Raw genomic sequence first — 14,780 nt, forward strand, 5'->3', positions numbered from 1 at the left:
CCGCTCCTGTCTCTCTCTGTTGGTCTTTCGTGGCTTTAAATGTACATCGTGTGCAATGTGCGTTTCGAAGGTTATCGGCTGGAAAATCCGGTGTCAAGGAACATTTCGCGCGCGCTTCGCCGGACGGCATGTCGGCCAGCCCGGCCGGCCAGCCCGGCGGGCGATGCCGCAACGGCTTCTTAAGCATCGTTGATAAAGCTATTCATGGAATGTCATTGGACCGCCCCGACAGCGCTGCCTAGAATCCTGCCAACCGCAAGGCTTTGCGGCAAAAGACAGAGAACATGACAGAGCAGACATCCCAGAAGAACCAGGCACAGGCACTGGATGGCATCCGGGTCCTCGATCTCGGCACGTTCGTCGCCGGCCCTTTCTGCACGACCATCCTGGCGGAATTCGGCGCCGAGGTCATCAAGGTGGAGCCGCCCGGAACGGGCGATTCGCTGCGGCGCTTCGGCACCCATACCGACTGCGGCGACACGCTGATGTGGCTCAACGAGAGCCGCAACAAGAAGTGCGTGACGCTCAATCTGCGCGACCCCAAGGGGCAGGAAGTCCTCAAGCGCCTGGCCGCGCGCAGCGACGTGATCGTGGAGAACTACCGGCCCGGCGTGCTGGAGCGCTGGGGCCTGCCGTGGGAAGAGATCCAGCGGCTCAACCCGCGCGCCATCCTGGTGCGCATCTCGGCCTATGGCCAGGAAGGCCCGTACCGCGGCCGGCCGGGTTTCGCGCGGGTGGCGCACGCCTTCTCGGGGCTCGCCTATCTCGCCGGCGAGCCGGGCCGCACGCCGGTCACGCCCGGGTCCACGTCGCTGGCCGACTACGGCTCGGGTCTGTACGGCGCGGTCGGCGTGCTGCTGGCGCTGCGCGCGCGGGAGAGCACGGGCGTGGGGCAGGTGGTCGATCTCGCGCTCTACGAATCCATGTTCCGCGTCCTGGACGAGATGGTGCCGGTCTACCAGCAGACCGGCATGGTGCGCGAGCGGCAGGGCGCCGACACGGTGAACGTGGTGCCGCACAGCCACTACCAGACCCGCGACGGCAAGTGGGTGGCCATCGCCTGCACCAACGACAAGATCTTCGCGCGGCTGGCGGCGGTCATGGGCGAGCCGGAACTGGCGGCGCCCGAGCGCTGGGGCCCGGTCGGGCACCGCCTGGCGGAGCGCGCGGCGGTCAATGCGCGCGTGGCGTCGTGGGCCGCGTCGATCGATTGCGCCGACCTGCTCGCGCGGTGCGACGCCGGCGGCGTGCCGGCCGCCACGCTGTACAGCGTGGCCGACATCTTCGAAGACCCGCAGTACGCGCTGCGCGAGAACATCAAGACGGTGCCGTCGCGCGCGGGGCCGGTGGCGGTGCAGAACGTCATCCCCAAGCTGTCCGGCACGCCGGGCGGCATCAAGTGGCTGGGCCCGGCGCTGGGGGAACACAACGACGCGGTCTTCCAGGAACTGCTCGGCATGACGGCCGGCGAGCTCGACGCCATGCGGGAGGCCGGCATCATGTGACGCAGGCACGCGGCGGCGCCCGGACACATAAAAAAACATCAGGAGACAAACCATGAAGAGACGCAGGTTCATGCAGGCCACGGCCGCGGCGCTGGCCGCGCCGCTCGGCCAGTGGGCGGCGCAGGCGCAGACCTGGCCGGACAAGCCGGTCAGGCTGCTGGTTCCCACGCCGCCCGGCAACGCCCTCGACATCTCGGCGCGGCTGCTGGGCGACCGGCTGACGCAGCGCTGGAAGCAGGCGGTGGTGGTCGACAACCGGCCCGGCGGCAGCGGCCTGCCCGCCATGATCGCCGGCAAGACCGCCGCGCCGGACGGGTACACCATCATCGTGGCGCCGTCGTCCACGATGGCCATCAACCCCGGCCTCTATCCCAAGCTGCCCTACGATCCGCGCGAGAATTTCGACACGGTGGGCGGCATCTACCTCGCGCCGATCATGCTGGTGGCCGGCAATGCCTCGCCATACCATTCGCTGGCCGACGTCGTGGCCGCGGCGCGCAAGGAGCCCGGCAAGCTGGCCATCGCCATCGGCGGGCCGCCGGGCACCACGCAGCATCTCTCGGCCGAGCTGTTCCGCTTCCGCGCGGGCCTGCAGGTCATCAACGTGCCCTACAAGGGCAGCGGCCCGGCCATGCAGGACCTGCTGGGCGGGCAGGTCGGGCTGCTGTTCGACAGCGTGGCCTCGGCGCTGCCGCAGATCAAGGCCGGCGCGCTGCGCCCCATCGCGGTGGCCAGCGCGCAGCGCATGCCCCAGCTGCCGAACGTGCCGACCATCGCCGAACTGGGCTATCCCGGCTTCGAGGCGGTGAGCTGGGGCGGGCTGGCCGTGCCCAAGGGCACGCCGCGGGCCATCATCGAGCGCATCGGCGAGGACACCCGCGCCATCGTCAACGACCCGGCGGTGCGCGAGCAGATGCTCTCGCGCGGCCTGCTGCCCGACGCGCGCGGCGCGGCCGACTGGAGCCGCTTCATCGATTCGGAAATCGTCAAGTGGGGCGAGCTCATCAAGGCCGCCCACATCACCGTGGAGTAGCGCACAGACATGCCGGCCCAGCATTCCTTCCTGTTTGTCCCCGCCACGCAGCCGCAGCGTTTTCCCAAGGCGGCCGCGAGCGGCGCGCACGCCGTGATCGTCGACCTCGAGGACGCCGTGGCGCCGCCCGACAAGGCGCGCGCGCGCGCCATCCTCGCGGGCGAGGCCGCGGCCCTGCGCGCCTTGTGCGACGGTGCGGGCTGCGAGCTGCTGGTGCGCATCAACGCCCACGGCAGCGCGTGGCACGCGCAGGACGTGCAGGCCTGCGCCGGCCTGCCGGTGCACGGCGTGGTGGTGCCCAAGCCGGACGACCTCGTCGTGCTGGCGGCGCTGGCGCGCGCCGTGGGAGGCGCCCGCGCGCTCTACCTGCTGGTCGAGTCGGCCGCCGGCTTCCTGCATCTGGCCGACATCGCGCGCGCGCCCGGCGTGCGCCGGCTGATGCTGGGCGCGGCCGACCTGATGCTCGACATCGGCCTGCCCGACGACGACGCGCCGCTGCACTATTTCCGCTCGCAACTGGCGATGCATTCGCGGCTGGCCGGGCTGCCGCCGCCGGTGGACGGCGTCTGCCTGGCGCTGGACGATGCCCGGCGGCTGGAGCACGAGGTCGAGCGCGCCAAGCGCTTCGGCTTCGGCGCCAAGCTGTGCGTCCATCCCACGCAGATCGAGGCCGTCAACCGCGGCTTCCTGCCGCCGGCGGCCGAATGCGAATGGGCGCGCCGCGTGATCGAGGCGGCGGCCGGCGCCGGCGGGGCGGCGGTCAGGGTCGATGGCCGGCTGGTCGATGCGCCGATCATCGAGCAGGCGCGCCGCGTGCTGGCGGCGGCGGGATAACCGCCGGGCTGTCCAGCCGCCTGTTGGGGGATGCCCGGCTTTGCAGGCCCGGGAAGTTGTCCCAGAATGGCGCGCAGCGGTCCCGCGCGGGCGCTGCGCGGCACTTGCCGTGCCGCGCAGCGGCGCCGGGATCTTCCCGAACCGACTTCCGACATCTCCCTCCCGCATGGGAACGCCTGTGGACCTACAGCACTTACGCGCCTTCGAGGCGATCGCGCGTGAGGGCAATCTCACCCGCGCGGCCGAAAGCCTGCACCTGACGCAGCCCGCGGTGAGCATGCAGATCAAGAGCCTGCAGGAACTGCTGCAGGTGACGCTGTTCGTGCGCACCGGGCGCGGGCTCATGCTCAGCGCGCACGGCCGGGCGCTGGTGCCCGCGGCCCGCAAGATCCTGGAGGCCGTGGAGGAATTCGGCCGCGCCGCCGAGGCCATGCGCAGCGCCGCCTACGGCACGCTCGGCCTGGGCACCATCCTCAACCCCGAGGCCATCCGCCTGGGCGCCTGCCTGCAATACCTGGTCGAGCATCATCCGAACGTGCAGCCGCGGCTGCGGCACGGCATGTCGGGCTGGGTCCTGAGCCAGATCCGCGGCGGCGCGCTGGACGCGGCGTTCTATCTCGGCCCGCCGGGCGAGGTCGGCTCGGGCGACGACATCTGCGCGCTCAAGCTGCGCGCCATCCACTATTACGTGATCGCGCCGCGCGGCTGGGACGCGCGCGTGGCCGGCAAGAGCTGGGCCGAGGTGGCGCTGCTGCCGTGGGTCTGGACGCACGAGCATTCGACCCACCACCGCATGCTGAGCCGCAAGTTCGACGAGCTCGGCGTGCGCCCGCTGGTGGCCGCCGAAGTGGACCTGGAGGCGTCGATGGTGGACCTGGTGGTGTCGGGCGTCGGCCTCTCGCTGGCGCGCGACTCGGTGGCGCTGCGCGTGGCCCAGTCGCACGGGCTGGTGGTGGCGCAGACGCTCACGCTGACCGCCGATCTCTCATTCATCGCGCTGGCCAGGCGCATGGAGGACCCGGTGGTGAGCGCGGCCTTCGCCGCCGTGCGCGCCACCTATGGCTGAAGCGCGCCGGCGCCGGCGCCGCCCGTCAGTCCAGCCACACCCGGTTCAGCGCGCCCAGCGCCTCCACGATCAGCGCCTCCTCCAGCCTGGACGCCAGGCAGACGAACTGCAGCTCGCAGCCGATGCGGACCCGGTCCGCCACGGCCAGCCCTGACGTCTGGCTCTCGCGCATGGCGGTGGCATCGCGCACCAGGCTGAGCCCGACCCCCGACTTGATGAGATCGAGCATGGACGGCTCCTGGTCCACCAGCGCGGCGCGGCGCGGCGCCAGCCCGCGCGGGCCGAAGATGCCCGCCAGCAGGCGCGAATGCACGGATTCCGGCGGCGTCGCCAGCCAGGGCAGGGTGGCCAGCGCTTCCCAGTCGCAGCCCGTCACCTGCGGCCCCCAGCCGGCCGGCGCCACCACCCGGTACTCGAAGCGCGTCAGCGTGCGCACCGCCAGGTCCGGCTGCAACTGGTGCGTGGCTTCGCGGTCGGGGCTCAGGTAGAAGCAGACGTCCAGGCTGCCCTGCTGCAACTGGGCCATCACGCTGCCGCTCATGCCGTGGCGCAGTTCGGTCTCGATCTGCGGCGCCGACTGCACCAGTTGCCCGAGCCAGTCGCCCAGGCGGATGAACGACGGCTCCAGGATGGTGCCGATGCGCAGCTTGCCGCGCACGGTGCCGTGCAGCCGGCTCACGGCATTGGCCACGTCCTGGATGGCATGCAGGGCGCGCTCGGCCTGGGGCAGCAGCGCGGCGCCGTCGGCGCTCAGCACCAGCCCGTGGGCGGTGCGGTGGAACAGCGTCAGGCCCGTGATCTCCGCCATGCGCTTGAGCTGGAGGCTGACGGCCGGCTGCGAGCGGTGCATCTGCTCGGCCGCCTTGGAGACATTGCCCTCGCGCGCCACCGCGACGAACACCCGCAGCGTCTGCAGATCAAGATTGGCCGGATTCATATTTGTGAAACCTATATCTCAGATTGCCGAAACTCAATGGATTTCGGAATACCCCGGGAGGAAACTACGCGCACTCGCCACAACAATTTTAGCGCGGCAAATAAAGCTCGCGTTCCGGAGACACAGCGTCGTGACCCACAGCACCGATCCCGCTTTCGACTACATCGTCATCGGCGCCGGCACCGCCGGCGCGCTGATGGCCAACCGGCTCAGCGCCGACAAGGACCGGCGCGTGCTGCTGATCGAGGCCGGCGGCAAGGATGACTACCACTGGATCCACATCCCGGTCGGCTATCTCTACTGCATCGGCAACCCGCGCACCGACTGGCTCTACCGCACCGAGCCCGACGCGGGCCTCAACGGCCGCCAGTTGCGCTACCCGCGCGGCAAGACGCTCGGCGGCTGCTCCAGCATCAACGGCATGATCTACATGCGCGGCCAGTCGCGCGACTACGAGCAGTGGGCGCAGCGCACCGGCGACGACACCTGGCGCTGGGACAACGTGCTGCCGGCCTTCCGCCAGCACGAAGACCACTATCTCGGCGACACCCCGGAGCACGACGCGGCCTTCGCCGACTACCACGGCCACGGCGGCGAGTGGCGCGTGGAAAAGCAGCGCCTGCGCTGGGACATCCTCGACGCCTTCGCCGAAGCCGCGGCGCAGGCCGGCGTGCCGCACACCGGCGATTTCAACCGCGGCGACAACGAGGGCGTGGGCTACTTCCAGGTCAACCAGAAAGCCGGCTGGCGCTGGAACAGCGCCAAGGCGTTCCTGCGTCCCGCCTGCAGCGGCCGGCCCAATTTCGAACTGTGGACCGGCGCGCAGGTCGCGCGCCTGCTGGTCGAGCCGCGGGCCGACGGCAGCCTGCGCTGCACCGGCGCACGGGTGTGGGACGGCCGGCAGTTCGTCACCGTGCGCGCCGCATGCGAGGTGATCCTGTGCGCGGGCAGCATCGGCTCGCCGCAGATCCTGCAGCTCTCGGGCCTGGGCCCGGGCGCGCTGCTGCGCGAGCACGGCATCGAGGTGCTGGCCGACTTGCCCGGCGTGGGCGGCAACCTGCAGGATCACCTGCAGATCCGCGCCGTGTACCGGATCGAGGGCGCGGCCACGCTCAACGTGCTGGCGTCCAGCCTGTGGGGCAAGGCGCGCATCGGCCTGCAATACCTGCTCTCGCGCAGCGGCCCCATGAGCATGGCGCCGTCGCAGCTGGGCGCCTTCACGCGCAGCTCGCCGGAGCAGGCCTGGCCCAACATCCAGTACCACGTCCAGCCGCTCTCGCTGGAGGCGTTCGGCGAGCCGCTGCATGCCTTCCCGGCCTTCACGGCCAGCGTCTGCAACCTGAACCCCACCAGCCGCGGCACCGTGCGCATCCGCAGCGAGGACTTCCGCCAGGCGCCGGCCATCGCGCCCAACTACCTGTCCACCGCCGAGGACCGGCAGGTGGCGGCGGACTCGCTGCGCGTGACCCGCCGCATCGTCGCGCAGCCGGCGCTGGCCCGCTACAAGCCGCAGGAATACAAGCCCGGCCCGCAATACCGGACGGACGAGGACCTGGCGCGGCTGGCCGGCGACATCGCCACCACCATCTTCCACCCCGTGGGCACCGCGGCGATGGGCCGCGACGGCGACCCCGCGGCCGTGCTGGACAGCCGCATGCGGGTGCGCGACGGGCGCGGCGGCCGCATCGCCGGCCTGCGCGTGGTCGATGCCAGCGCGATGCCGTCGATCACCAGCGGCAACACCAACAGCCCCACGCTGATGATGGCCGAGAAGGCCGCGGGCTGGGTGCGCGCGGACGCCGGGCGGGGCTGAACGCCCGCGGCGCCGGTGGTCATTCCGGGGGGAGTGGCCGCCGCACCGGGCGAGGGGCCGGGCAAGGCGCGGTGCCGGGCATCCGGCGCAAATTGTGTCCAAGTCACCCCGCACCCGTGGGGTCGGGCCAGATCTGCAACACCGCGGGGGCGGCGCCCGCTAGAATGCAGGCCTTGTTCCGAGGATTTTCGACATTGCGGCCCGCCGGGCGGCAACGCCCGGATGCGGGCGCCGCGCGACCTCGACACGCCACGAAGCCCTGGCCCGGTGCCGCGCGCAGCGCTTGCGCCGGCGCCCCGTCCCACGATGCTAAAGATCCCCCTGCCAGCCTCGCCGCTGGAACGCCGCTTTGCGCTGCTCGCCGCCACCCTGGGCTTTGTCCTGCTGGCGCTGTCCATCTGGCTGTTTCGATACCAGTGGGTGGCTTATGCGAATGCCGAGCACGCGCTTACCGACCTGCGCATCTTTCGCGCGATCCTGCTCGCGATGGAGCAGGTCTCGGTCGAGCGCGGCCCCAGCAACGCCGCGCTCGGAGAGGCGCTGCCGCTGCCGCCGGCGCAAGGGCAGGCGCTGCTGGACGCGCGCGCGGAAAGCGACCGGCGCATCGCCGGGCTGCTGGGCCAGCTCGAAGCGCCGGAGTGCGGCAACTGCCTCAGCGAGCGCGACACGGTGCTGCGCGCGCGCGACGATCTCGCCCGCGCGCGCGCCGAGGTCGACGGCCTGCTGCGCCAGCCGCACGGCCAGCGCACCGGCGAGGCGCTGCACCGCGCGGCGGACGGCATGATCCGGGTGATGCCGCCGTTGTCCGCCATCGCCGACGTCAGCGCCGCCAGGGTCGACCGGGGCGTGCCCGGCGCGCTCAGCCGCCTGCTGGCGGCGCGGCTGGCGGCGCTGCTGCGGGAGCAGGCCGGGCTGCTCGGCTCGCAGCTCACGCCCGCGCTGGGCACCAACCGGCAGCTGAACAGCACCGAGCAGTTCGCCATCGAGCGCACGCTGGGCACCATCGCGCAGCTGCGCGCGCTGCTCCAGCCGCGCGTGCTGAGCGATCCGGAGCTGCCGCAAGGGGCGTTCCAGGTGGTGGAGCGGCAGTATTTCGGCGCGGGCCTGGAGTATTTCTCGCGCGTGCACGCGCTGGCGAGCCTGCCCGGCGACGCGGGCGTCTCGAGCGCCGAATTCGTCGATCACTATGTGCCCTCGATGGGCGCGATCACGCGCTTTCGCGACGAGATTCTCGATCTGGTCGAGCGGCAGGTGCGGGCTCAGCGCGACACCCGGCTGGCGTGGCTGGGCGGCATCGTCGCCATCCTCTCGGCGGTGATCGTGTTCCTGTTCCTCGGCGTGTGGCTGTTCCGCCGGCAGGTGGTCCGGCCGTTCGCGGACGCCGCGCGCGCGATCCGCGCCATCGCGGCCGGCAACCTCGCCGTGACGCTGTCGTCCAGACCGTACCGCGGAGAGATCCGCGAGCTGTTCGATGCCGTGCAGGTGCTGCGCGGCAACGCCGTCGAGCGCGCCAGGCTGGAGCGCGAGCGCCGCCAGTTGATCGCCGAGCTGTCGCGCATGGCGCAAACCGATGCGCTCACCGGGCTGTTCAACCGCGGCGCCTTCGACATCAGGCTGAAGGACGCCTGTTCCGGCGCGGGACGGCGCGCGGGCGGGCAGCTGCTGTCGCTGACGCTGTTCGACATCGATCACTTCAAGCGCGTCAACGACAAGTACGGTCATGCCACGGGCGACCGCGCGCTGCGGCGGATCGCCGAGCTGAGCCGCGAGGTATGGCGCGAGGGCGACATCGTGGCGCGCATCGGCGGCGAGGAATTCGCGGTGCTGGCCAGCGTGCCGGCCTGCCAGGATGCGCTGGACATGGCGCAGCAGCTGCGCGCGCGCCTGGCGGCGACGCCGCTCGTGGCCGACAGCGGCGAACGGTTCAGCATCCAGGCCAGTTTCGGCACCGCCTTCGTCATGCCGGGCGAGGCGCAGGACGCGGACGGGCTGATGCGGCGCGCCGATCTGCTGCTGTACCAGGCCAAGCAGGGCGGCCGCGACCGGATCGTGGCCGAGACGGTACCGCCGCGGCCATGACCGGCTGAAGCGGGCGGGGCTGTCCCGGCAAGACGACAAGAACGAGACCGGCCGGACCAGCCCGCACGGCACTTTCCGGCTAAGCTTGCGGCTGGCCGCCCTGTCCGCACGCGGATGGCGGGCGCGTGCCGCGGGCCAGGTTGTCCGCGCGGCGGTAATGTACAATTGTAAGTGTATTTTGATGAAACAAAAAAATAAATGAGCATGCCGAACGAGTCGGTGGGCCGCTCGCGCCTGGCGCTGCGGGACCGGATCGCCCAGTGGATCCGCGACGAGGCCCTGGCGGCGGGCGACCGCCTCAACGAGCAGAAGCTGGCGGAGTCGCTGGGGGTGTCGCGCACGCCGATCCGCGCGGCGCTGGACCAGCTCGAGGCGCAGGGTTTCGTCGAGCGGCGCCGCAACAAGGGCGTGGCGCTGCTGTCGGTGCCGCCGGTGGCGCAGGCCGACGAGACCGCGCCGGCCGACGAAGACCAACTGCTCACGCGCATCGCCCACGACCGGCAGCGCGGCGCGCTGGCCGACGAAGTGTCCGAGCGCGACCTGATGCAGACCTACGGCGAGACGCGCGCCACCATCAAGCAGGCGCTGGTGCGGCTGGCCGACCTTGGCATCGTCGAGCGGCGGCTGGGCTACCGCTGGAAATTCCAGGACGCGATGTGGCACCGCGAGGCGCGCATCGAGGGCTACCGCTTCCGCATGGTCATCGAGCCGGCGGCCATCCTGGAGCCGAGCTTCCAGCTCTCGCCCGAATGGGCCGCGCACATGCGGATCCAGCATTCGGCGTTCCTGACGCAGCCGTGGACCGAGGCCTCGCCGGTGGCGTTCTTCGAGACCAACGCGGCGTTCCACGAAGGGCTCGCGATGGCCTCGGGCAACCGCTTCTTCGTCGACGCGATCCGCCGCCTGAACCGCATGCGGCGGCTGTCCAACTATGACTGGAAGCACGGCCGCGAGCGCGTGGAAGTGAGCTGCCACGAGCACCTCGGCATCCTGGCGGCGCTGGAGTCCGGCAACCGCGACGGCGCCGCCGACCTGATGCGCCGGCACCTGGACGTGGCGAGCCGCCTGCGCCGCCCGGCTGCGAGCGAGGCCGCCCCGGCGGAAGAGGCGCCGCCGGCGGGGGCCTGACCGGTCCCGCCCGGCCGCGCAATCTCCCGGCCGCGGCCACGCCTCACGACAGCTTGTAGCTGGTCAGGTGGATGCTGGTCTCCGTCGCGCTGATGCCGCGGATCAGCCGCACGCGCTCGAGCACGGAGGCCAGCCCGTCGAGCGTGGCGGCGCGCACTTCGGCCAGCAGGTCCCAGCGCCCGTTGGTGTCGTGCAGGGCGACCACGCCGGGCTCGCCCAGCAGGCTGGCAATCACCTCCCGCGCCTGGTTCCCGTCCACGGCGATGCTCATCCACGCGGCAATCGCGTCGCGCCGCGCCGCCGGGCGCAGCTGCACCGTGTAGCCGACGATCACCCCCGCTTTTTCCAGGCGCGTCATCCGGTTGGTGATGGTGGTGCGCGCCACCCCGAGTCGGTGCGCCAGCAGGGCAACGCTGGCCCGGGCATCGGCGCGCAGCAGCCCCAGCAGCTTGTGGTCGAAGTCATCCATGTGTCGGAACCATGTGTCGAAATGAAAGTCGTTGTGCTCGGTTTGACGTGATGATAGTATTTTGTGCACACAATAACCACTTCATTTTGGGTGCCACGGCGGTGAGAATGGTCCGCAACTTTCCAGACCCGCTCACCGGAGCCACAGATGACGCCATTTCTTTCCACCCAGCACGTATCCCGCATCATCGCCGCGCGCGGCATCGCGCATGCCCTGCGCGGCATGGCCGGCTACATCGAGGACGACTTCCGCCGCTGGCGGGAGTTCGACAAGTCCGCCCGCTCGGCCAGCCACTCGCCGGCCGGCGTGATCGAGCTGATGCCCACGGCCGACGCCAGCCTCTACAGCTTCAAGTACGTCAACGGCCATCCGGGCAACACGCGCGGCGGCCTGCCCACGGTGATGGCGTTCGGCGTGCTGGCCGAGGTGGCCACCGGCATGCCGCTGCTGCTCAGTGAGCTGACGCTGACCACGGCGCTGCGCACGGCGGCCACGTCGGTGGTGGCGGCGCGCCGGCTGGCGCGGGCCGACGCCGCCACGATGGCGCTGGTCGGCAACGGCGCGCAGAGCGAATTCCAGGCGCTGGCGTTCTATCACCTGCTGGGCGTCCGCCGCATCCAGGCCTACGACGTGGATGCCGCCGCCACCGCCAGGCTGCGCCGCAATCTCGCCGACGTGCCCGGCCTCGAATTGCGCGTGTGCGCCAGCACCGCCGAAGCCGTGCGCGGCGCCGACATCGTCACCACGGTCACGGCCGACAAGGCCTACGCGACCATCGTCACGCCGGAGATGCTCGAGCCCGGCATGCACCTCAATGCCGTGGGCGGCGATTGCCCGGGCAAGACCGAGCTGCACCCGGACGTGCTGCGCCGCGCCAGCGTGTTCGTCGAATACGAGCCGCAGAGCCGCATCGAAGGCGACGTGCAGCAGATGCCGGCGGACTTCGCCGTGACCGAGCTCTGGCGCGTGCTCGAGGGCCAGGCGCCCGGCCGCCGCGGCGCCGGCGAGATCACGGTGTTCGACTCGGTCGGCTTCGCGCTGGAAGACTTCTCCGCGCTGCGCTACCTGCGCGACCAGGCCGCGCTGCTCCAGATCGGCGAGCGCATCGCGCTGATCCCGGTGCTGGACGACCCCAAGAACCTGTTCGCGCAGTTGTCGCAGGCACCGCGGGCGCCGGCGCCCGCCGCCGAGCTGGCCTACCCGCTGCCCTGATGACGCACTGCCGCCCCCTTGCCGGCGAGTTCCACTCCGGCGGCCTGACATACCGCTGCGTCGACCTGCCGGCGATGCTCGGCGAGCGGCTGCCGCGCCTGCCCGTGGTGCTGCGCCTGCTGCTGGAGAACGTCGCGCGCAACATGGCGGGAGCGGAGCGCGACGCCGCCATCGACGCCATCGCGGCGTGGCCGGACCACGGCACCAGCACGGCCGAGATCGCGTTCCAGCCGGGCCGCGTGCTGATGCACGACACCACCAGCACGCCGGCGCTGGTCGACATCGCCGCCATGCGCGATGCGCTGGCCGAGGCCGGCGTCGATCCCGCCGTGCTCAATCCCGGGCTGCCGGTGGACGTGTCCGTGGACCACTCGCTGGCCGTGGAAGCGTTCGCCCGGCCCGATGCCGCGGCGATCAACCTGGAGACCGAGGGCCGGCGCAACGCCGAGCGCTACGGTTTCCTGCGCTGGGCGTCGCAGGCGCTGCGCGGCGTGCGCATCCATCCGCCGGGCACCGGCATCATGCACACCATCAACCTCGAGCAGCTGGCCACGGTGGTGACCACGGTGCAGCGCGACGGCCAGGCCTGGGCCGTGCCCGACACGCTGATCGGCACCGACAGCCACACGCCGATGATCAACGGCATCGGCGTGCTCGGCTGGGGCGTGGGCGGGCTGGAGGCGCAGACCGTGATGTTCGGCATGCCGGTGATGCAGCGCCTGCCCGACGTCACCGGCGTGCGGCTGACCGGCGCGCTGCCGCCGTGGGCGCTGGCCACCGACCTCGCGCTGACGGTGACGCAGCGCCTGCGCGCGCTCGGCGTGGCGGGCGAGTTCGTCGAGTTCTTCGGCCCCGGCGTGGCGACGCTGAGCGCGGGCGAGCGCGCGGTGGTGGCCAACATGGCGCCCGAGTACGGGGCCACCACCGGCTTTTTTCCCATCGACGCGCGCACGCTGGACTACCTGCGCGCCACCGGCCGCGGCGAAGCCGGCGTGGCGCTGGTCGGCGACTACGCCCGGCGCGCCGGCCTGTGGTTCGAGCCGGATGCCGCGCCGCGCTACACGCGCGTGCTCGACCTCGACCTGTCGGCGGTCCGCATGCACGTGGCCGGCCCGCGGCGGCCGCAGGACCTGCTGTCCTATACCGAGACCGCCCGCGCGCTCGCGCCGTTCGCACCGGAGCCGGCGGGGCGGGAGCATGGCCTGCCGCGCCACCCGGTGGCCATCGCGGCCATCACGAGCTGCACCAATACGTCGGACCCGGCCCTGCTGATCGCGGCGGGCCTGCTGGCCCGCAAGGCGCGCGCGCTCGGGCTGTCGGCGCCGCCGTGGGTCAAGACCTCGCTGGCGCCGGGCTCGCCGGCGGCGGCCATCTACCTGGAGCGCGGCGGCCTGCTGGGCGATCTGTCGGCGCTCGGCTTCGACATCGTCGGCTTCGGCTGCACCACCTGCATCGGCAACGCGGGGCCGCTGACCGCGCCGATCCGCGACGCCATCGCGCGGCGGGCGGCGCGCCCGGTGGCGATGCTGTCCGGCAACCGCAATTTCCCGGGCCGCGTGCATCCCGATCTCGACCTCGGCTTCATCATGTCGCCGCCGCTGGTGGTGGCGTTCGCGCTGGCCGGCGACGCGGCGCGCGACCTGGGCCGCGACCCGGTGCAGATCGCGCCGGACGGCACGCCGGTGTACCTGAAGGACCTGTGGCCCACGCGCGCGGAGGTGGCGGCCTGCGTGGCCGCCGGCACGCAGGCCGCCGACTATCGGCCCGCGTTCGCCGCGGCTTCGCGCAACCCGGTGTGGGACAGCCTGCCTTTCGCCGACACGCCGCGCTATCCGTGGGACGCGCGCTCGACGGCGCTGCGCCGCCCGCCGTTCGCCGCGGCGGACCAGGGCACGCAGCTGGGCGACTACGGCGCCTATGCGCTGCTGGTGCTCGGCGACGACGTGACCACCGACCACATCTCGCCCGCCAGCGCGATCCCGAAGGACTGCCACGTCGCCGATTTCCTGGTCAGCCGCGGCGACGACCGCGACGACCTGAACGTGTTCGCCTCGCGGCGCGGCAACTGGGAAGTGATGGTGCGCGCGGCGTTCTACAACAAGACGCTGGTCAACCTGCTCGAGCCCGACGCGCCGGCCGCGCATACCGTCCACGCGCCCAGCGGCACCGTGCTGCCGGTTTTCGAAGCGGCCCGGCGCTACGCCGAGGAGGGCGACGCCGTGGTGCTGGTCGCCGGCGAGCGCTACGGCACCGGCTCGTCGCGCGACTGGGCGGCCAAGGGCCAGCGCCTGCTGGGCATCCGCGCCGTGCTGGCGTGCAGCTTCGAGCGGATTCACCGCGCCAACCTGATCGGCATGGGCATCCTGCCGCTGCGCATGCCCGCGGGCATGCATCCGCGCACGCTGGCCATCCGGCCCGGCGACCGCATCCACGTGGGCGCGCCGCCGGAGCGGCTGGCGCCGCGCTGCGCGGTGCCGGTGCGCATCGTGCGCGGCGACGGCACGGTGGCATCGTTCGACGCCACGGCCGCGGTGGAGACCCGGCTCGAAGTCGAACTGCTGCGGCACGGCGGCGTGATCCCGGCGATCCTGCGCCAGACGCTGGCACGGCACGGGCAGCAGGGCGGCACCGCCGCCGCGCCATGAGCGGGCATCCGCGCAAGCCACGGACCGAACATCAACCGCGCACATCAATCAAGCGCCAA

General features: G+C 71.8%; 11 protein-coding genes. 9 read left to right on the forward strand and 2 right to left on the reverse strand.

Going from position 1 to position 14,780, the window contains the following annotated elements:
- Positions 1 to 284: 284 nt before the first annotated feature.
- The 4 genes from ACWTPI_RS24785 (at position 285) to ACWTPI_RS24800 (ending at position 4,438) form a co-directional block, all read left to right on the forward strand.
- Positions 285 to 1,505, forward strand: a complete 1,221-nt coding sequence (locus ACWTPI_RS24785) for a CaiB/BaiF CoA transferase family protein (protein ID WP_020201522.1) — start codon at positions 285 to 287, stop codon at positions 1,503 to 1,505.
- Between the two features lie 52 nt (positions 1,506 to 1,557).
- A complete protein-coding gene (locus ACWTPI_RS24790; protein WP_231401564.1) occupies positions 1,558 to 2,538 on the forward strand; it encodes a Bug family tripartite tricarboxylate transporter substrate binding protein in 981 nt (326 codons plus the stop codon).
- A gap of 9 nt (positions 2,539 to 2,547) precedes the next feature.
- Positions 2,548 to 3,372 (forward strand): HpcH/HpaI aldolase/citrate lyase family protein, encoded by an 825-nt coding sequence (locus ACWTPI_RS24795; protein WP_454733029.1) that lies wholly within the window; start codon positions 2,548 to 2,550, stop codon positions 3,370 to 3,372.
- Between the two features lie 178 nt (positions 3,373 to 3,550).
- A complete protein-coding gene (locus tag ACWTPI_RS24800) occupies positions 3,551 to 4,438 on the forward strand; it encodes a LysR family transcriptional regulator (RefSeq protein WP_020201519.1) in 888 nt (295 codons plus the stop codon).
- Positions 4,439 to 4,463: 25 nt separating this feature from the next.
- Here ACWTPI_RS24800 and ACWTPI_RS24805 read toward each other — a convergent pair whose 3' ends face one another.
- Positions 4,464 to 5,375 (reverse strand): LysR family transcriptional regulator, encoded by a 912-nt coding sequence (locus ACWTPI_RS24805; protein ID WP_020201518.1) that lies wholly within the window; start codon positions 5,373 to 5,375, stop codon positions 4,464 to 4,466.
- 130 nt (positions 5,376 to 5,505) lie between these two features.
- Here ACWTPI_RS24805 and ACWTPI_RS24810 point away from each other — a divergent pair, with 130 nt between their 5' ends.
- From ACWTPI_RS24810 to ACWTPI_RS24820, 3 genes are all read left to right on the forward strand, one after another.
- Positions 5,506 to 7,188 (forward strand): GMC family oxidoreductase, encoded by a 1,683-nt coding sequence (locus ACWTPI_RS24810; RefSeq protein ID WP_082079925.1) that lies wholly within the window; start codon positions 5,506 to 5,508, stop codon positions 7,186 to 7,188.
- A 306-nt stretch (positions 7,189 to 7,494) separates the two neighbouring features.
- Entirely contained in the window at positions 7,495 to 9,267 is a 1,773-nt protein-coding gene (locus ACWTPI_RS24815; protein ID WP_059413982.1) for a GGDEF domain-containing protein, read from the forward strand.
- A gap of 198 nt (positions 9,268 to 9,465) precedes the next feature.
- Positions 9,466 to 10,395, forward strand: a complete 930-nt coding sequence (locus tag ACWTPI_RS24820; RefSeq protein ID WP_454733030.1) for a GntR family transcriptional regulator — start codon at positions 9,466 to 9,468, stop codon at positions 10,393 to 10,395.
- 43 nt (positions 10,396 to 10,438) lie between these two features.
- Here ACWTPI_RS24820 and ACWTPI_RS24825 read toward each other — a convergent pair whose 3' ends face one another.
- Positions 10,439 to 10,864 carry an Lrp/AsnC family transcriptional regulator gene (locus tag ACWTPI_RS24825; protein WP_454733031.1) on the reverse strand — a complete coding sequence of 142 codons (426 nt, stop codon included), beginning with the start codon at positions 10,862 to 10,864 and terminating at the stop codon, positions 10,439 to 10,441.
- Positions 10,865 to 11,011: 147 nt separating this feature from the next.
- Between ACWTPI_RS24825 and ACWTPI_RS24830 the strand changes: the two genes are divergently transcribed.
- A complete protein-coding gene (locus ACWTPI_RS24830) occupies positions 11,012 to 12,076 on the forward strand; it encodes an ornithine cyclodeaminase (protein ID WP_454733032.1) in 1,065 nt (354 codons plus the stop codon).
- The gene (gene acnA, locus ACWTPI_RS24835; RefSeq protein WP_454733033.1) at positions 12,076 to 14,721 is read left to right on the forward strand and encodes an aconitate hydratase AcnA; all 2,646 of its coding nucleotides are present in this window, start codon (positions 12,076 to 12,078) and stop codon (positions 14,719 to 14,721) included. Before ACWTPI_RS24830 ends, acnA begins: the two co-directional genes overlap by 1 nt.
- Positions 14,722 to 14,780 lie beyond the last annotated feature (59 nt).

Source organism: Cupriavidus ulmosensis (assembly GCF_977008105.1).